Origin of the sequence: Arthrobacter oryzae, from assembly GCF_031454875.1 — a bacterium.
Taxonomy (GTDB): domain Bacteria; phylum Actinomycetota; class Actinomycetes; order Actinomycetales; family Micrococcaceae; genus Arthrobacter; species Arthrobacter oryzae_D.
The window spans coordinates 58,031-76,366 of sequence record NZ_JAVDRQ010000011.1 but is presented as its reverse complement, the minus strand read 5'-3'; the positions used below and the strand labels follow the sequence as shown (position 1 = coordinate 76,366).

At 63.5% G+C, this 18,336-nt stretch carries 15 protein-coding genes; 9 read left to right on the top strand and 6 right to left on the bottom strand.

What is annotated here, in order from left to right; translation table 11 throughout:
• Nucleotides 1-17 precede the first annotated feature (17 nt).
• Nucleotides 18-2,462 carry a S26 family signal peptidase gene (locus tag J2805_RS18775; RefSeq protein WP_309978940.1) on the top strand — a complete coding sequence of 815 codons (2,445 nt, stop codon included), beginning with the start codon at nucleotides 18-20 and terminating at the stop codon, nucleotides 2,460-2,462.
• Nucleotides 2,463-2,530: 68 nt separating this feature from the next.
• On the top strand, nucleotides 2,531-2,713 hold the full coding sequence (locus J2805_RS18770) for a hypothetical protein (protein ID WP_309978938.1): 183 nt from the start codon (nucleotides 2,531-2,533) through the stop codon (nucleotides 2,711-2,713).
• 441 nt (nucleotides 2,714-3,154) lie between these two features.
• On the opposite strand, the gene J2805_RS18765 is transcribed toward J2805_RS18770, so the two are convergent.
• The 5 genes from J2805_RS18765 to J2805_RS18745 form a co-directional block, all read right to left on the bottom strand.
• Nucleotides 3,155-3,607, bottom strand: a complete 453-nt coding sequence (locus J2805_RS18765; protein WP_309978937.1) for a GNAT family N-acetyltransferase — start codon at nucleotides 3,605-3,607, stop codon at nucleotides 3,155-3,157.
• Between the two features lie 4 nt (nucleotides 3,608-3,611).
• A complete protein-coding gene (locus tag J2805_RS18760) occupies nucleotides 3,612-4,301 on the bottom strand; it encodes a helicase associated domain-containing protein (protein WP_309978935.1) in 690 nt (229 codons plus the stop codon).
• 154 nt (nucleotides 4,302-4,455) lie between these two features.
• Nucleotides 4,456-4,737, bottom strand: coding sequence for a winged helix-turn-helix transcriptional regulator (locus J2805_RS18755; RefSeq protein WP_309978933.1), 282 nt, complete (start codon nucleotides 4,735-4,737; stop codon nucleotides 4,456-4,458).
• Complete coding sequence (locus tag J2805_RS18750) at nucleotides 4,734-5,138, bottom strand: VOC family protein (protein ID WP_309978931.1); 405 nt, start codon at nucleotides 5,136-5,138, stop codon at nucleotides 4,734-4,736. Before J2805_RS18750 ends, J2805_RS18755 begins: the two co-directional genes overlap by 4 nt.
• Nucleotides 5,139-6,878: 1,740 nt before the next feature.
• Nucleotides 6,879-7,889: a hypothetical protein gene (locus tag J2805_RS18745; RefSeq protein ID WP_309978929.1), complete on the bottom strand. Its 1,011-nt coding sequence runs from the start codon at nucleotides 7,887-7,889 to the stop codon at nucleotides 6,879-6,881.
• A 1,070-nt stretch (nucleotides 7,890-8,959) separates the two neighbouring features.
• Here J2805_RS18745 and J2805_RS18740 point away from each other — a divergent pair.
• The 7 genes from J2805_RS18740 (at nucleotide 8,960) to J2805_RS18710 (ending at nucleotide 16,515) form a co-directional block, all read left to right on the top strand.
• Nucleotides 8,960-9,751 carry a hypothetical protein gene (locus J2805_RS18740; RefSeq protein ID WP_309978928.1) on the top strand — a complete coding sequence of 264 codons (792 nt, stop codon included), beginning with the start codon at nucleotides 8,960-8,962 and terminating at the stop codon, nucleotides 9,749-9,751.
• A gap of 361 nt (nucleotides 9,752-10,112) precedes the next feature.
• Nucleotides 10,113-10,733: a recombinase family protein gene (locus J2805_RS18735; RefSeq protein WP_309978927.1), complete on the top strand. Its 621-nt coding sequence runs from the start codon at nucleotides 10,113-10,115 to the stop codon at nucleotides 10,731-10,733.
• A gap of 356 nt (nucleotides 10,734-11,089) precedes the next feature.
• On the top strand, nucleotides 11,090-11,998 hold the full coding sequence (gene dprA, locus J2805_RS18730) for a DNA-processing protein DprA (protein WP_309978925.1): 909 nt from the start codon (nucleotides 11,090-11,092) through the stop codon (nucleotides 11,996-11,998).
• Between the two features lie 564 nt (nucleotides 11,999-12,562).
• The gene (locus J2805_RS18725; protein WP_309978923.1) at nucleotides 12,563-13,588 is read left to right on the top strand and encodes a DUF4192 domain-containing protein; all 1,026 of its coding nucleotides are present in this window, start codon (nucleotides 12,563-12,565) and stop codon (nucleotides 13,586-13,588) included.
• A gap of 183 nt (nucleotides 13,589-13,771) precedes the next feature.
• Complete coding sequence (locus J2805_RS18720; protein WP_309978921.1) at nucleotides 13,772-13,924, top strand: hypothetical protein; 153 nt, start codon at nucleotides 13,772-13,774, stop codon at nucleotides 13,922-13,924.
• Between the two features lie 417 nt (nucleotides 13,925-14,341).
• Nucleotides 14,342-15,682, top strand: coding sequence for a ParB/RepB/Spo0J family partition protein (locus tag J2805_RS18715; protein ID WP_309978919.1), 1,341 nt, complete (start codon nucleotides 14,342-14,344; stop codon nucleotides 15,680-15,682).
• A gap of 224 nt (nucleotides 15,683-15,906) precedes the next feature.
• Nucleotides 15,907-16,515, top strand: coding sequence for a hypothetical protein (locus J2805_RS18710; RefSeq protein ID WP_309978917.1), 609 nt, complete (start codon nucleotides 15,907-15,909; stop codon nucleotides 16,513-16,515).
• A 631-nt stretch (nucleotides 16,516-17,146) separates the two neighbouring features.
• Here J2805_RS18710 and J2805_RS18705 read toward each other — a convergent pair.
• Complete coding sequence (locus J2805_RS18705) at nucleotides 17,147-18,328, bottom strand: hypothetical protein (RefSeq protein ID WP_309978915.1); 1,182 nt, start codon at nucleotides 18,326-18,328, stop codon at nucleotides 17,147-17,149.
• Between the last annotated feature and the right edge of the window lie 8 nt (nucleotides 18,329-18,336).

Here is an 18,336-nt window from a genome sequence, read left to right as displayed (position 1 = left end):
CAGCGGCAGCAATAACTGTGAACCGGGAGGAATCCGGGTCCGCCCGGGTTTCCTCCCGGTGGGGCCCGCTGTTTTCCGCTGACGGCTGGGCGCTGTTCCTGGCGTCCCTTGCGTCGCGGCTGTATCTGGGCGTGCTGTTCAGCCTTGCCCTTTTCGCGGTACTTCCTGCGCTGCTGGGCTGGCACGGCACCGTGGTCCAGAGCGGGTCCATGGAACCGCACATCAGTGCCGGCGACGTCGTCCTCGCGTCCGGCTTCAGTGCCGCCCAGAAGGTCCCGGTGGGCGGGGTGGTGGAGTTCACCAGCCCCGCCGAAGCCGAGCCCGGCGGGGTGGAAAAGACTCGGCTGCACCGGATCGTGGCTGAGAACCCGGATGGCACGTTCGTCACGGCCGGAGACGCCAACAAGGTGGTCGACAGCACTCCGCTGGAGCGGGCCCGGATCACCGGCCAGGCCCGCCTTCTGGTCCCGAACGTCGGGCTCCCCGGCCTGTGGCTGGGCAGCGGAAACCTCCCGGCCTTGACTCTCTGGGCCGTCATTTCACTGATTTCCCTGATCTGCGCCGTCTGCGGCCCACGCCCGCCCTCCGCCGCCGAGGGCAATGACGACGGCGATGGGCCCGATGACGGGCCGGAGGGCGGACCTCCGCCGCCCAGGCGCGGCCTGCGGGCCGCCGCCGCCCTGGGCGTGACGGCGGCACTGACCGTGCTCGTGATCGCCGGTGCGGCCGCTTTTTCGTCCGCTGCGTACACCGCCTCCACGGCCAACGCCGCGAACACGTTCAGCACCCCGGTGGACTGGGCACCGCCCACCGTGGCCCTGGCCAGCCCGGGAACGACCGTGAAGGACGCCACTGTCCTCACAGCGACTGCCGCGGACGCCGAAACCGGCATCCGCGACGTTGCGATTCAGTACCTGCCGGCCGGCGGGTCGGCCTGGACAACGATCTGCACCGCAGCGGCCGCACCCTACTCCTGCGGCTGGAACACGAAAACCGTCACCGACGGCCCGTACAGTCTCCGGGCCGTCGCCGCCGACAGGGCCGGCCACACCACGACCTCGTCCCCGGTGGACACCATCGTTGCCAACAGCCTCCTGGTAATCCTGGCTGATCCGGGCGAAATCCAGCGCGGCACCGTCAACCTCTCCACCACCCTCTACAACCCCGGGGCAGCCCTGTACACGGTCAGGGTTGAGTATTCCCTGGCCGGGGCGAACAACTGGAAAACCCTCTGCTCCAGCCTGCTCAGCCCTTACAACTGCACCTGGACAACGGCCCTGTTCGCCAACGACTACTACGACCTGCGCGCCGTCGCGACTGCCGGCACGACCAGCACCTACTCCGCCGCGCTGCCGGACATCCTGGTGGACAACCTGGCACCCACGGTCACAATGACCGATCCGGGCACCCCGCTGGCCGGCACCCGGACCTTCGCCGCGACCGCTGCCGACGCGCACTCCGGAATTGCCCAGACACAGATCCAGTACTCCCGCACCGGAACCTGGTCCACCCTCTGCACAATCGCCACGACACCGTACTCCTGCCGGTACGACACCACCACGCTCCCTGGCGGAACTTATAGCTTCCGGGCGGTAGCGACCGACGAGGCCGGGATCAGCACCACCTCGGCCACGGTGGCGAACCGAGTCATCGACAACACAATAGCTTCGGTCTCGGTCGAGGATCCTGGAGACTACCTAACGGGGACGGTGCCGCTGACCGCGGCCGCGAACTCCACAGCCGGGGTCAGCTCCGTGAAAATCCAGTCCGCCCCGGCGGGAACCACGACCTGGACCACCGGCTGCACCGTCGTGGCCGCACCCTACACCTGCAACTGGGACACCCGGGCCGTGGCCGATGGCCTCTACGATTTCCGGGCCGTTCTCACCGACGGCGCCGCACGGGAGACGGTCTCCCCGACCGTCGCCGCACGGCGGGTCGATAACAGCCCGCTGCGTGGAACTGACATCCAGACGGGCAATGGAACCGGAACTCCCGGCAGGCTCGGCACCGGGGACAGCATGACCTTCACCTACAGCCAGCAGGTCACCACCGCCACGGTGTCACCGGGTTGGACCGGGGCGTCCCTGCCCGTGACCGTGCGATTGCGTGACGGGAACCTCCTGGGACTCGGCAACAGCGGGGATACGGTGGACATCCAACGGACCGGCAGCTCGGTGAACCTCGGATCTGTGAACCTGAAACAGAACTATGCCAAGAGCCGCAAGACCGTCACCTTCAACGCCACCATGACCGCCGCCACCGTGACCCTCGGCGGTGTTCCGCGCACCGTCATCACCGTCACCCTCGGAACCGCGGCGTCCGGCGCAAATGGCGTGCGAACGGCCACCACCGCCTCGACCATGCTCTGGGCCCCGACCGCAGCCGTCACCACCCTGACCGGCACCGCGTCCTCGACAGCCCCGGCCACCGAGACCGGCCCGCTGGACCGGGAATACTAATGAATGCCACCAACACGATCATCACCCCGCAACCGGTACCGATGACCTGAAATTGGAAAGGACTGCACGTGAGACTGACAGCGCACATCAGGCTGGCAGCGGACGGCTGGCTTGAACTCGAAGTCGAACAGCTCCCCGGCCTGCAGGCCCATGCCCGGACCGTTGGCGATATCCCGGGAGCCGTCATAGCAGCGGCAGCCGCCCTGACCGGAAAAGCCGCCAGCGAATTCGAAGTCGAAGTCCGCTTCTAGCCGACACCGCCAACTTTGGCCGCGGCCCCGCGATGGCACCACTGACCGGACGCTCCCTGCTCGTCATGCCCCGCGGCACCGCACGTGTCCCACGACTCCCTTCGCGATCGGGTCGCGAGATCCAGGCCGTGTTGCGTCGATGAACCGGAATCTCCCTCCCGGCTTGGCCCGTATCCGCGCCCATCTCTTCGCCGCGGATGAAATCGAGATCTTGTCCTGACGGGCCGGCCGGGCTCCGACGGGACTGATAATAGATCTCCCGTTGAGTAGGAGAGTCACGAGGAGTCAGGTAGCTGACACTTAGTTCCGTCAGGCATTACCTTCAAATCGAGCCCTGCGACGATGGTTGGAAAAAGCCCAGCTTTGAGCTGTGCGGAGGACTCCACCTGACCCCCGATGGACACAAACCCGGACACGCCACCCCGACAGCGGCCGCGGGTGTCACCGCTTCAGGAACAGCGGGGGATAGGTGCCATTCTGTTGATGGCGTACGTGGTCCCAGCCCAGGGACTGCCAGAAGGCGTCCTCGCTTTCAGGCGGCCGGGCGAACATAGTCCTGTCGGGATGCTGCCGGCGCAGCAGCTCGATGGCCTGTGTGCCGAGACCCTGGCGGCGGTACCCGCTGGCGACTTCCATGAAATCGATCTCCAGCCCACTGCCGGCGTCCGGGACCCCGTAACCGGGGTCCACGTCCGGGTGATCGACGACGATGAGGCGGACGACTTCCTGCCCGGCCCTAGTGAAGGTGTAGAACAGGTCCGAGGGGGAGGCGGCGATGACTTCATGGGCCTGCCAGCAGGCCTGTTCGAAATCCTTCGATGCCTCATACGGCGAGATCACCGAATGCCCGTGCGGGGCCGGCCAGACCTGCCTGATCACCAGTTCATCGTTCACAGGATCAATCTAAACCCGGCTCGCCGTGGCTGTCCGGTGAGGGCCGGGCTTTCCTGCCGCGGGTCCGGCCCGCGGACCAGCCAGGCACCGCCGCATTCAGGGCCGTCTCCTTCGCCGGGTCGAGCTCGCCGCGGCGCAGCTTGTACCGCTGGGTGTGCAGCCAGACACCCAGATCATGTTCCGTGTCCGTGACGGTGTTCTTGTGCCGGGGCCAGTCCTGCCCCGCCGCCCGGTAGGCGGTGAGCTCGGCCAGCCGCTGCTGCCAGCGTTCCTCGTTGGTGGCCGCGCGCTGGCCGTCCTGCCAGCCGGGCAGGCACGCCAGCCCATCCCGGACCGCCGGGGCAAGGCGTCCTTCAGCGGCGTCCCGGCGGCGGCGCTGCAGCCACGCGGCCAGCGCCCGCTCGGCTACTTCGCCGGCACGGGAGGAGGGGTATCTGCCCTCGGCCTGAACCATCGCGATGAGATCATTCATCTGCTGTACTGTCCGGGCGGTGACCCGGGCCCGCGGTTCCCCGGCTGCCGCGTCGTGGGCTCCCCGCAGTTCCGAGTCCTGTTCCCTGGCGATGGAGAGGTGATAGGTGACCAGGCTGGGCGAGGCCTTCACCAGTCCGGCGATCCGAGCCGGCGTGAGCCCCTTCCGGTACATCAGCACCCACTCGGCATCGGGGGCGCGGCGCTGGCTTCTGCTCGTCACAGAGGCAATCCTGCCACGCGCGGTCGTGCGGGGGCCGGCTTGGCGGCCCTGGAAATCGCCGGCCAGTGGGCGCACCCCCGTTCTCAAGGGCCCCGGGGTTCCGTTCGGCTGCGCTCCAACCAGTAAACGGGCGTATCGCGATTCCGCGCCACGCCTAGGTCTCATTCCTGCCCCAGCGTCCTAGCGCGATGATCGCCTCACGCAAGGCAAGCCCGCGATCGGTCAGCGCATAGGCCCGGGTGTTGTGCCGTAGCGGCAGACGGGACAGTACCCCGGCCGCTTCGAGCTCGCGCAGGCGGGTCGCGAGAATGTTCGTCGGCACTCCGAGGTCGCGCTGCAGATCGCCGTAGCGCTGCGGCCCGTCCAGCAGCCGCTCCACGATGAGCAAGGCCCACCGTGCTCCCACGATATCGAGGGCCGCGGCGAGGTCGCTCACTCGGTCGGATCGGCGTCCGGTTTCATCCAAAACGGCGAGTAATGGTAGCCGTCAGGGTCGTCGAACTGGCGCTGATACATGAAGGGGTAGTCGTCGATATCACCGATCCGCCCGCCGGCGGCACCGGCGCGCTCGACGAGCTCATCGACCGCCTGACGGCTGCCGAGGTCGAACGAGACCGTGACCTTCGAAGGCGTATCGGGTCCGCCGACCAGCTCCTCGGCGCCCCCTACGGTCGCATACATCTCGCGGCTGCCGAGCATGACGTACTGCTCGGGCGCGATCGCGAAGCATGACACGTTGTGATCGGACATTTCCGGGTTGAGGGTCCAGCCCAGGGCGGTGTAGAAGGCGGTCGCGCGCTCGACGCTTTCGACCGGGCAGGTGATGAAGAGGCTCATGCTGCTCATACTTGCAAAATGCAAGTGTGACGTCAAGATCTCGGCCGCGCGGTCCGCAACTTGCAGGTGTGTAGGAGCACCTTCAGAGGTGCGGGCGAGTAATAGGGACCAGACTGTGCGTTGGGCATTGGTGCAGAGAGGGATCGGTTCACGGGCGGTGCCATACCCAGCTTGGCGGGAGTGGTGGTTTTGGGACCACTGAACCGGTGACGCTGGCGGCAGATACTCTCTGACGCTTCAGCCCTTTGAGTCGGGGGATCTCGTTCACGTTTCGAACTGTGACTTTCAGCGGTAAATGGCGGTGTTTTGGCGGCGCTATTTGTCGCGCTCCCTTGGACCGGCCAGGTTGTCTCGATACCCTAGCGTTTCGAGTCATTAGGGTTACGAGACACATCTCGTCGGATAGGAGAAGGGCTCGGCTATCACCGGAATCTCAATGCCACCGTCAACGCATTCTGCTTGGCCGGCACATGCCTTGCTGTTTAGAGCGCTGTATTGGGAAGCGGCCCCCGGGCATGGGGTACTGAGCCCTAGCATCGGGGACACAACAGCCTGAGGGGGCAGCGCCCTGAACCGTCCATCACTTTCTGTCAGTACAGCCATAGGTGTGTTGATCGAACGGAGCACTTCGTGATCCTTGCTGTAATCCTTGCTTGCGAGATCGGATTCTGGCTAGTTGTCCTGGCCGGACTGGCCGCCCGGTACCTAATGGGTTCCCGACGCCTGGGCACAGCCCTTCTGGTAAGTGCGCCACTCATCGACATTGTGCTCTTAGGCGCCGTCACCGCTCACTTAGCAACGGGTGCCACGGCATCCTGGCACCACGGGCTGGCGGCGCTCTATATCGGGTTCTCTGTAGCCTACGGCCACCGCATCATTACGTGGGCAGACACGCGCTTCACCCACCGCTTCTCCGGAGGATCCTTACCGGCCAAGCCGACCGGGTCAGAGTACACAAAACAGTGTTGGGCCGACCTTGGCCGGACGATGGCCGCTGCGGTTATCGCGGCAGGAATCATCGCAGCAATCACATGGTGGGTAGGTAACTCATCCCGCACGCAAGCGCTCACCGCGTGGTACGCCGTTTTGGGCGTCATTGTCGCGATCGAGTTTGTTCGGGCAACCAGCTATAGCATCTGGCCGCGGAAACCAGTGAAGTCGTCGGAGCGAGGCGATAGTTCCGGCCAACCGGCCGAAGCTCTGCCAGATGAAAACGTCGCTCATTCCTAGGGATTTGAGGCGCTTAAGTTAAGAGACAAGCCAGACCGGACAGACTCAGGGGCGGTCTGCCTACGGGGATCGCTATCTGCACGCATAAAGTAGGCCGCCCACAACGAGCCATCGAGTTACGGTGCGGGCTTGTTGTTGTCCTCTCCGATCGGCCTGATAACGGAACGAAAAAGCTCCAAGGCTGGCCATTGGAAAACGGCCAGCCTTGAAGCTTTTCTTCAGTTGCGACTCAAGCCTTCAGCACCGACAAATTTAACCTGCGTGGTTCGCCCGATGAGCTCTTAAAGCATCTTCTCTAATCCAGTTTCTGGTCAGGAAGAAGTCGAGAACAAGAGACGCAGGAAAGGCAATCCAGAAAGCCCACAAAGGAAGGAGCCCCGAGAAAACCAATGCCATGACAACGAGGATTACGGCGCCGGACGCGTAGTTATAGATCCGCCGACCGGGAGTAGCTCCCAAGGCTTCTTGCCGCTCGCGAAAGTAGTTCAACATGCAGTCCCTCCAAGGGAATTAACGGCAGTATCCGCCAGTGTATCGGAAGGCCATGGCGCCGATGGGCGCCGGGGCAATCTGGATACATTCCCTTCTCCAGTTAGCAACGACTGCCTGGGCAGAGATCTGAACAGCCGAGATGGCACAAGCCCAGAGGGACACCGGTGACCATTTGCCTGCCCAGCTGCATACTTTGAGGACACCCGAGGCGACAGTGGACACTGATGTCTCGTACCGGTTGAACTTGAGGACAGGGAACCAGCCAACCCACCCGAACTGTGGGTCGGCCACGACAGGGTATGCGACCCCCGCCGAGTGGTGATCGACTGTCTGTACGAGGTTTCCGTTCCTGATCTCGTAGCGCGTGGGAACGTCATTCCCGTTCGCGTCATTTGCCCAGGCAGACATGAAAGCACCAATGGTTGTCCCGGTGCCGTCGACGACGAAAACAGCTCCTGCCTGCGCCGGAGCGTCATCGGTCTGCGGCATATCTGCTGCTGCTACCAATTTCGCGCCTTCTGGCAGGTTCAGGTCGTGAGTGATTTCGGTGGCAGCAGTGCTATCTTCCAAGATCGCGTGAATGCGGAAGCCCTCAGTGGTCGCCTGCACCGTGTGTGAGGTATCGCCAGCGGACTCGTAGACCACGCTTCCGTCAGCAGCTAGGACCCCACTGCTCTCAGTGGCTGCGCCCGTTCCCACGGTGATCGTAAGCTCTCCCTCAGGAGTGGCAAAGGTAGATTCCACAGGCTCGGTGGCGTCGAGCGGGATGGTGACTTCAATCTGTCCTGATGTGACGAACGAACCGTCACCCGCCTCGGCTGCTGGCACTTCATCGGCCTGGAGCTCGGGAGCTGTTGCTGTGCTTACGATGCCCGCCAACGCATTCGCCGAATCTTCTGACGTCGCAATATTCTCCTGGACGTTTGGCGTATCACCACTGGCGTTTTCGTCCGAAGCCAGAGCAACATTAACCGGTACTAACAGTGATATGGCCAAGACCGCGGCCGTAGTGAGTGCTCGTGTTTTCATTTTCTCCCCATATGCGCACTCCCCAGCGGAATGCTGATGCATCCTTACAAATTTCTAGGAATTAGTAAAGCGATTGGCAGAAAACATGCGTGCAGCGCTTTATGTTTCTTTCGGAACGCGGTCATCGCTTCTTAGCTTCAAGGTAGTTAACTATCGTGCCAAAGGGATTTTGCGGATTTGATGCGGTTACTGGTGGTGTCGTTGTAGCCGTCGGCGTAGGTCCAGGGGTTGGTGGCTGCTTTGGTCCGGTGGTGCCTGTCGTCTCTCCCCAGGAGTCGTAGCTGTAGGTGGCGGCTTTGGCTTGGGCGCTGCCGGTAAGAACCATCCCCGCCCAGCTGCCTTCAACTTGTGGGGTGAAGCGAGTTGGCCCAGCCATTCCAGTACGTTGCGGTGTGGCTCTCCTGGCGAACCACACGGTCGGGCACGTCGCTCTTAGAGGGCCACATGCTGAGCTGATAGGTGTCGATTGGCTCCTCCGTTTCAACGATTGTGTCGACTGCACGGGCAGAGTCCATTCCCTTTGCCGCGTAGCGGAAGCGGTAGGTGCCAGGAGCTAGATCCGGCCAGGGATCCGCCGCCCCCGGGGCATTACGAAAAGAATGTTTTTGGTCTGGCGCCGTCGGACCTGCCCGGGCTACAGCTCCGGTGAAGCTCCCGACCAGTTGACTCTAGGCCGTCTCAAAACCCTTGGGATACGAGACGCCTCACCGGGGGAATAGACGTCTGACCTGTACAGTCGCCGATTTGCTGCGGAGGCTTGGACGCGCGATGACACGGGCAATTCTCGTAACTATGTCTCATAACCTCGAAGCAAAAATCGAGTACTCATCCTTAGTTATGAGACAGGTGAGCGGCGTGGCCTAGCGTCTTGAAAAACCACGGTATGTTAAAGGGTGTTGTCACGTGGCAATACCTTGGACGAGGTTCATAGCTCTTCCAGGGACGCGAATCCTGAGACCGCCACCATCGAGGCGGTACTAGGTGTCACTGCCCCCGCTTGCGGGGGCACTCAGGTCTTCCTCGGGGTGCCGGCCTGGTCGGCGCCCCGGGCTTTTGGGGAGGGTGAGCCCGTGACCACGATCATTGCATGGGCCGGAGTAGATCAGCGCAGCGTTTCTTCGGTTTACATAGCTAGCGACAGCCGCATCTCCTGGGGCAACTCCCACCGTTGGAACCAGGGGAGCAAGACATTCGCTGCTCCCAGTACCCCAAACATCTTCGGTTACTGGGGAGACGTGCTTTTCCCTTCGATGGCTTTGCCAACAGTCGTAGATCAGCTCGGGGCGGGCGTTATGCGACGGCGCGGTTCGGCCTTTGGCGATATTACAAACAGCATCCGGCGCCTGTGGACCGACTATCCACAACGAGAGCACAAGGACTTCGGAATCGTCATGGCCACCCGACGACGAGACAACATGGATGCAGTCTTCGAGCTGGCCGTCGTGACATTCGAAGCCGCTACTACAACCTGGGACATCCGAGAAATCGAAATGCCTCGGTCCTCGGCGCGTCTACATATAGCAGGGAGTGGCGCCAGCGAAGTTCGCAATGCGGAGACCTTATGGAAGGAAAGCGCCCAAGGTGGAACGAGCCGAGCTGTCTACAGCGCATTCACTGAAGCATTAGCACAGGGAACGGACCCGTATTCAGGAGGTCCCCCGCAATTGGTGGGGTTGCGCCGAATTGGCTCCGGAGTCCGCTTTGGCACCGTGTATCAGGGAAAGCGATACATCGCTGGTGCTCGTGTCACGCAACGAGCCGCGCGTATCGCTCACGTGGAATGGTTCAACGAGCTGTTTGAACGAACCGATGGCGGTCGGGCGACGCGTTTACGAGAAGCTCAACGCCACACCCCCCGGTGAGTTCCAACCGCTAGCGCCCACGGGAGCTCCAGTGCATCCTTAGCCGAGTAAACACTTGGGGCTCCATTACGACTGAGGGCACGAGTAACTGATGAGACGCCGACGCTAGGTATCTGCTTTGGAGGGGCTTAGGCTGCTTCCCCGGAGCTGTCCCCCCGCATTACAACCTTCACTCACGTTGGAAAGCGCTCACGTCAGTTCGCCGTCTTGGAAAACAACAGCTTTTCGAGACATGGATCGGGCTCATCGGAAGCCCGAGCGAGTGGTGGAAACACTGGGCTGTCCCCGTTTCGCAAAGCCGTCTCACTGCAATTTGTCTCGCTGGAGGCATGGTGGGGGCTTTTCAAGTCAGAATTGCTTTGTGAGGCTACTGGGTTATACCCGTGTGAGTACTTCAGGCCAGGACGCCCGGCTACAGCTGGACGCGCTGGTTGCCGCTGGGGTGCAGAAACGTGACGTCTTTGCCGACGTGACCTCCGGTAGCAAGACGGCGATCGAGCGGCACGGCATGAAAAGGCTCCTCGAGTATGCGGAGGAAGGCGACATCGTTGTTGTGTGGCGCGTCGACCGCTTGGGCCGGTCGCTGATCGACGTGCTGAACACGGTGGCCCTGTTGCGCGGCCGCGGTGTCCAGGTCCGGTCCATCTCCGATGGCATTGACCCGGCAACCTCGTCAGGCCGGCTGATGTTGAACATGCTCGCAACCCTTGCTGAGGATGAGCGCGAGCTCATTGTCGAGCGGGTCAATGCCGGCATCTCCGCAGCACGACAAAACGGCACACGCTTCGGCCGCCCGCTGTCCGATCCGGGGGTCATCGCAGACAAACTCGCGATCGCCCAGGACGCCCGCGCCAAGGGGCGCACCGCCGAAGACGCCGCCCGTCTCGTTGGATGGAGCCGCGCAACGCTCTACCGCCACCAGCAAGCCCGTGGTGCAAGGCGAGAGCACCACATCGTAGCCCGGCAACCATGCGCTGCCTGAAGACTCCGGGTTCCGGCCTCGCTTAGCCAGCGCCCGGGGCTACTGCAAGGACCTCGCTTCGCTCGGGCTGTAGAAGCGTTTTTCTGTTTTTTGCTGCTGTCCTCCGGATGGTACGTGCCCGCTCCACCGGCGCAACCGTCCTGCGGACGGCTGCGCAGCCGATGCCTTGGGTCGGCGCTTCGCTTATTTCCTCCCACAACCCATCCGCTGCTTGCCCTTCGGGTTGCTCCGGCTCCGTCGGGCACAGCTACGCGATTCTCCGCCAGCAGGCAAAAACAACCCGGGGGAGAGGGAAAGCTGGCCGGTCACCAAAGCCGCCCCACCCACCGGATCCTCAGCAAAGGACGAGAGAAACCATGAACGATCGCACTGCACGCGCAGCCCTGACCCGACTCTTCGAACCCGGCGACCGTATCGGTCGGGCCCTCGTGGGCAGGCTCGGCGCGTACGCCGCGTTGAGGCTTGCCACCGGCGCGCAGCCCGTACACGCCATTCCGGAGGCCACGGTCGAAGAACTGTCAGAGGCCCTGAAGCGGTGGGCTCCGCGGGTTCCCGAGGTCGACCCGGAGAAGGACCTGGCCACCATCGAACGCCTGGGCGGCGGATTCCTCATCCCGGGAGATGAACACTGGCCGGAAGGCTTGGACGATCTGCCCGACGCCCCGTACGGGCTTTGGTACCGGGGGAACATCGACAACGGCATCCCGGCGCCTTCGAAATGTGTGGCCCTGACCGGTTCCCGGGACTCAACCAGCTACGGCGCCTCAGTTACAGGGGATATGGCGTACGGGTTGGCCCAACGTGGAATCTGCGTGATCTCAGGGCTGGCCTACGGCATCGATGCGCACGCGCACCGGGCCGCGTTGGCCGGGAGCCAGGGAGAAGGACCGGCGACCCTTGCAGTACTGGCAGGAGGCCTTGACCGGGACTACCCGTCAGGTAACGCTGACCTCGCCGCCGCGATCCGCGGCAACGGCCTGACGCTCTCAGAGCTCCCGCCCGGTTCCGCCCCGACCCGGTACAGGTTCCTGCAGAGAAACCGCATCATCGCCGCCCTCGCAGGGGTGACCTGTGTCGTGGAAGCCCGCTGGCGCTCAGGGGCGCTGAATACCGCCCACCACGCCGAAACCATCGCCCGGCATGTCGCGGCCGTCCCCGGGAGCGTGCACAGCGCCAACTCCGCAGGATGCCACCGGCTCTTGAAGGAAGGCGCGGCGGTGCTGGTGTCCGATGCGGCCGAACTGGCCGAACTCCTCGCAGACTAGTCCCTGCAGGTGGCCGTCCCGTTGCCGGGGCGGTCACCGCTGGCGGTCCGCCGTCGTGGCCGGCTGGCGCGGCGGGTCGGCTGCGGCGGAGCGCCATACGCATGCTCAGTGCCGGCGACCTGGGCGCGCGGCCGCCGAAGTCAGGGACTCCGAAAGAAGACCCGGGGTGCTGATAAAGGGTTCGCAGGGCTCACCCAAGGAAAGGGCGTCCGCTGACGCGGCCGGCTGTTGGGGCCAGGACGCACCGTCGCAGAGCTCCGGACCCCCTGGCCCTCTTCTGTCTACGACGTTTTGGCTGCTGTCCTGACGGATTGTACGTGTCCGCTCCGGCCCGTCTAGCCCCTCCTTCGTCGGGGCCTTCGGTGCACGAAATATCCCTGCGGCGCTCCTTCGTCGCTGATTTCCTTCGGGAATTTCCCGCCCCTTGCCCTCACGGGTAGACAGGCCTCCGTCGGCCACAGCTCCGCAAGCTTCGCCAGCAGCCAAAACAACGGGGGGAGAGGGGAAGCTGGCCGGTCACCTAATCCGCCCCGCCCGCCTAATCCTCAGCAAAGGACCTTCAACATGAACGACGCAATCCGCATCTCCAGCCCCGCCGACATTCTCGGATTCATCCCGCACTCCCTCGGGTTCGTGCCGCGGGAATCCTTCGTGTTCCTGACCATGCGCGGCAAAACGCTCGGCGCGACACTCCGCGTCGACGCCCCCGCGTTCGCCGAACCCGTCGGTTTCGCCCGCTCCATGGCGGACTACCTCGCACTGGACACTCAGGCCACGGCGGTGCTGCTGGCCATCTACACAGCCAGCACCCCCGCCCTCGGACAGCCCCGGCCCTTCCACGACCACGTCGAGGCCGTCATTGAGACGCTGGAGGGTGCAGGTACCCCGCTGCAGGACGCGTGGCTGGTCACCCCATCGCACTGGCAGAACCTGCTGTGCGACAGCGACGCCGGGTGCTGCCCGCCCGAATCGCTGGAAACCATCACCGACGGGCAACTGAACGCCGAACTGGTGTTCCGAGGCAGCAGCTACCAAAAGACCCCCGGCACCAGCTACCCGCCGTTCGCAGGCCCGGCAGACATGGAGGAACAGATCCGTCATGCCCTCCCGGGAGTGCTCGGCGCGGACCTGCGCCCGGGCCGGGAACTGTGGGCAGAGGCCCTGACCCGGGACGGCTGGATGGATCCTGAGGCAGCGGTGGAGTTGTTGGCGTGCTTTCAGCGCCCGGACCTGCGCGACACGTTGCTCTGCAACGTGATCGACCCCGAGCTGCCGGACGCCGAGGACAGCGGGAATCTGCTCGTGGGGGAGGGTATCGCCCCGGACTGGGACCGCGTGGACCGGGCGCAGGAAACCGCCCGGGACCTCATCGACGCCGCGCCGGAAGGCTACCGGGCGCCCCTGCTGACCTTGATCGGATGGCTGGCGTACCTCAAAGGCCAGTCGTCAGTCGCTGCGGACCACTTCAAGCTTGCTCTGGCTGATACACCGGGCTACAGGCTCGCGGAACTGATGGACCAGCTCGTGAGCCGGGGCACCATCGCCCCGGTCGCGAAGAACCAGGCAACCGCCTACAAGCGGCACCGCTAAAAGCAACGGGGCCGGACCGGGAAAAACGGTCCGGCCCCTTGGGTGCGTCGGCGGCCTCCCCCGCATGCGCTCCTCCGGCCGCCGATCACGCTGCCGCGGGCGCAGCACCACAAGCGGGCAACGGCCGGACGCCGGGCTACAGTGGAAAGGGAACACGATCCACCAAGAGCCTGGGAGCCGAACATGAGCCACGAGTACATCCTCACGGAGGATGACGCAGCACCCGCCGATGCCACCCATGCCCAGGACGTCCTCGAGCTCTCGATGGTGACCATGCCGCAGCCAGGCGCCCCCATCGTTGATATCTCTTGGGAGAAATCCCCGCTGGACCCATAGGTTTCCGCAGCGATGACGCTGCAGCACAAGTTTCCTTTTGCTGAGGGAAAACTGAGGCCGGCCCCAAGGGGCCGGCCTCAGCCCTCTTAAACGCTGAAAAGGGCCTCGCTTCGCTCGGACTGTAGAAGCATTCTTTTCTGTTTTGGCTGCTGTCCTGACGGATTGTACGTGGCCGCTCCGGCCCGTCTAGCCCCTCCTTCGTCGGGGCCTGCGGCGCACGAATTTCCCTGCGGCGCTCCTTCGTCACTGATTTCCTCCGGGAATTTCCCGCCCCTTGCCCTCACGGGTAGACAGGCCTCCGTCGGCCACAGCTCCGCAAGCTTCGCCAGCAGCCAAAACAACGGGGGGAAGAGGGGACGCTGGCCGGTCACCAATGGTCGCCCCACTCACCCCAATCCTCTGCAAAAGGACAAACCCATGAACGAAACACCCACGCTTGAAATGCTCGACCCGGCCAGCCTGACCGTTGATATCAACGTTCGCAAGGACGCGGCCCTGACCTCCGACTTCATCGCGAGTATCAAGGAACACGGTGTAATGGAACCGGTGATCGCCCACCGCAAGGACGACGGAACCGTGCATGTCCTGATGGGCCAGCGCCGCACCCGTGCCGCCGTCGAAGCCGCACGCGAGGCTATCCCGGTGATGATCATCAACAGCCCCGAAGAAGCCGAACGCATCGTGACGCAGGTGGTGGAGAACATCCACCGCGCAGAACTGACCGAAGCCGACGAAGCCGACGCCTACCACCAGCTGTCCCTGATCGGCGTATCCGCCGCCTCGATCGCCAAGAAGACCGGCAGGACCAAGACCACCGTCGAAAGTGCCCTCAAAGCCAAGTCCACTGACACCGGAACGGCCGCCCTGGGCAAGGGTTACACGGTCGAGGAAGCCTTGATTCTGGCCGAGTTCGAGGACGACGCGGGCGCGACCGAGGAACTGGAATCGGTGATTCGGGGTGAAGCTGACATGCTCCTGCACGTCACCCAGCAACTCCGCGACAAGCGGGACCGCGCCGCCGCGCTGGCCGCAATGACCGCCGAACTGGAAGCGGCAGGAAACACCGTCGTGGAAGCCGGGTACGACGGCGACAGCGAGAACGCAAGGGTATCGTCGCTCAACCGTCCCGACGGCGAACCGGCCATCGACGAGGACGCCAACGCCGTCGCTATCATCACCAGCTACAACGGCACGCACAGCACCGTCCCGGTAATCGCCGGATGGAAGGAGCTCGGATACACGCTCCGCTACGGCGGCTACGGCACATCATCGGCCACCAAAGGCCCAATGAGCGAGGAACAGAAAGCCGAACGAAAGACCCTGATAGAGAACAACAAGCTGATGCAGTCCGCCACCACGGTCCGCCGCGAATGGGTCAAGAACCTGCTGACCGGGAAACAGGCCCCCAAGGGCTGGCAGTACTTCACCGTCCACGCCATCACCCACCACTCGGAAACCGCCAGCGGATACGAGGGCGAGGTCGCCGCTGAAATGATCGGAACGAAATTCGAAGAGTCCACCCAGTGGGCATGGAACCCGCTCAGGGACCACGTCGCGAAGACCACCGCACGCCCCGAGTTCGCCCTGATCGCGCTGATCTGCGCCGGGTACGAAAAGACCATTGCCAAAGACTCATGGCGCTCACCCAGCCAGACCCACAGAGACTACCTAAACCAGTTGGTCACATGGGGATACACAGCAAGCGAAGTCGAACAGATCATCATCGACAGCGACCACAAGACCGAACCCGCCGCCTGATCTGAAACACCCTTGCCGGGCGGCACCCCACCGCCCGGCAAAGGTCCCAGCTCACCCACCACGAGATGGCCAGGAACCTCCCAGACGTCGGGCGGTCCGCCGCCCGGGCGAACCACAGCAGCCACTCACCAGCGGCGGACGGCCATTCCCTGATAACCCGGGTGCCGCGCTGCACCACTGCCATCAGCCGACAATGTCCGCCCCTCAAACCTAGGATGACAACCATGAAAGCCCGACTGAACCTGATCACTGCCGGCACGACCAGCTTCCGATACCTTGCCTACGCTGGAGCAGCAGGCGGCATCCTGGGGATCATCACCGACCCGGCGGAAAGTGTGGCCCTGTTTGCGTTGGTGCTGTCAGGCTGGGGCCTGATTGCGGTGCTGGCCCTGATCATTTTGGCGGTGACCCGGCTATACCTCACCGGCCCCCTGCCGAAACTAGGCCGTCCGACCGGTACACACGCGAAAATTCTCCTTCTCGCCATGCTTCTGCCGTTATCGGGAGGCTGGTCTGTCGACTTCTTCTTCGTCAGCATCGGACTCATCCTCTGCGGGCTGACCGTTCGCATCGGACTCGCCCTCCGCCCGGTCAACGAGGAGGACGAGGCGCCGAACCGGGGCAATGACCACCCCGATCAGACGCCCGCCGGGCGGTTCACGAGAGCACTCGCCCGCGTGCTCGACGACAGCCGGCCGCCGCTGCCCAACCTGACGCCCGGCGAAGTCGCCGGCGGACCTCTTCGGCCGGAACGGCGAAATACGAATCGACCGCAAATCCCAAACGGCAACCGTGGCCAGGGACGGCTACCGTGCGACGTATCGGCTCAGTGACGGGGCGCGACTTGGCGGCGCCTGAGCAGGTCTTCCAACAAGTCAGGCAGTCCATTCGCCCCGAGGAGAACCACCGCCCATCACACCGCACGCCTCACACGGATGTGGAGTCCTGGGTCAGCGGCAGCACCAGTCAGCCAAAACTGAACCCATAGATTTCCTTTGCAGAGGGAAAACCCAGGAGGGGCCACTCGGGTGAGTTCCAAGGGTGGTTGCAACACTCATGGATAAGTCCACTGAGCCTGACCTGCAGAAGGCCCTCGTTCAGATACTTCTGAACGAGGGCCTTCTGCGTCGTGAGCTTCACCAAATCGGAGAGTTCTCTTGCAGTCTTTCAGTGGACGGTCCGGCTTGGAACTGAGACCGTCCGTCGGTCTCCCGTGTGTCTAGTACGCTACCCAGATCTCGTCGGGTCCTTCACAGTGAAGAAGTCTCCGGCGATGTAGGCCATGGGCGGCTATCCAAACAACTGTTCGGTCTTGGTCGGCGTCGTCTATGACTCCAAAATATGTTTGCCCCGACTCAAGTTTCACATGCACGCGGTCACCGATTTCTATTTGGGACCAGTCCTGTCGAAATCCCTCTGGTGGGCGCATTCTCGCCTCGCTTTGCTTCTGATGCATTTGGGTGCCTAGCCGATACCTGAGCTGAGGAATCCGAGGGTGGGCAAGATGATTGCCGTTGAAATTGCCATCGACAAGGTGTTTCCGATGAACGGGTGGAAATCCTTCGGGAGGCGAGCAGAGATTGTCCTGGCGATGGGTGGCGCAATGATCGCTCCCAGAACTGCTCCGCCGACGATGCTCAGCCATGAGCCGTTGAAGGTCAGAACGGCTGCTGGTGCCACAGATACCAGTGAAACGTATGTGGGGGCCCAGCCACCGTTTCGATACCAGCCCCGCCATAGGACGACGCCAATTGCTGAGGTCAGCGCCTGGGCGAAGATGATGTGGGGAACAAGGTTGGAGCCATATGAGGGCAGGGCCGGGTTGAGTACAAAGGCGATGGATACCCCGAGGATGACGCCAATGCTGGCCAGCTCATTGGCGAAGAATTGAGTCTCGGTGTAGTCGGAAAGGACCCGTCGTGCTGCCCAAGCGACATCGCTCCGGGTGGAAGGTGCTGGGATTGTGTGGGCTTGCGGTTCCGTCGGCGTGTCCGCCGGCTTCGGTATTGAGAGCCACGGGAGCTTTCGGGCTATCAGGAACGTCAGGGCGGCGCCGACGGACATGGCGAGGACGTTCGCCACGACGGGTGGCAGCCCCAGCGGAGTGGTTACAGTCGCTATGAGGAGCATGGCCACGGGCGTTGTGGTCAGGGCACCCAGAACCGCTCCGGTGATGCAGACTTTCCAGCCCCGGCCGTAGACCAGAACAAGGGCCGAAGCAACGCAAACGAAGGGCACAAATGTGGGCTGCCATCCTCCGGCCAGAGTCCAATCAAACGCGATGTTGGACAGCAACAGACTCAGAGTCGCTGCAGTAAGGATCCAGGGCCACAATCCGGTGCCATAGGACAGAGGCGCACCACCCCAGCGCTTGTTGCGACGGCTCGCCCACCAGGCCAGTCCGGCGCCGGCGAGCAGTCCGGCCGCCGCAAGGTCTGATTTGTAGAACTGTGGTTCAGTCATGTCTCCGAAGAACCACCTTATGGCGTCCACTGGAGACTCGAGCACAGCACCCGGCCACTCGGCAAAGCCGGATCCGAGTCGAGGGGACTGCTGTACCAGAACGTTCAGGAGCAGGGCCAGCGCCCCAATAATAGCGACGATGCCGAAGGCTCCCACGGCTGTGCCCACAGCACTGCGTTCCATGCGCGGGG

Coding starts and splice junctions, on each gene's coding strand:
- J2805_RS18750 (WP_309978931.1), bottom strand. CDS start 5,138: ATGAGCCTCTTCATCACCTGCCCGGTCGAAAGCGTCGAGCGCGCGACC.
- J2805_RS18745 (WP_309978929.1), bottom strand. CDS start 7,889: ATGAAAACACGAGCACTCACTACGGCCGCGGTCTTGGCCATATCACTG.
- dprA (WP_309978925.1), top strand. CDS start 11,090: ATGAACGATCGCACTGCACGCGCAGCCCTGACCCGACTCTTCGAACCC.
- J2805_RS18725 (WP_309978923.1), top strand. CDS start 12,563: ATGAACGACGCAATCCGCATCTCCAGCCCCGCCGACATTCTCGGATTC.
- J2805_RS18720 (WP_309978921.1), top strand. CDS start 13,772: ATGAGCCACGAGTACATCCTCACGGAGGATGACGCAGCACCCGCCGAT.
- J2805_RS18715 (WP_309978919.1), top strand. CDS start 14,342: ATGAACGAAACACCCACGCTTGAAATGCTCGACCCGGCCAGCCTGACC.
- J2805_RS18710 (WP_309978917.1), top strand. CDS start 15,907: ATGAAAGCCCGACTGAACCTGATCACTGCCGGCACGACCAGCTTCCGA.
- J2805_RS18705 (WP_309978915.1), bottom strand. CDS start 18,328: ATGGAACGCAGTGCTGTGGGCACAGCCGTGGGAGCCTTCGGCATCGTC.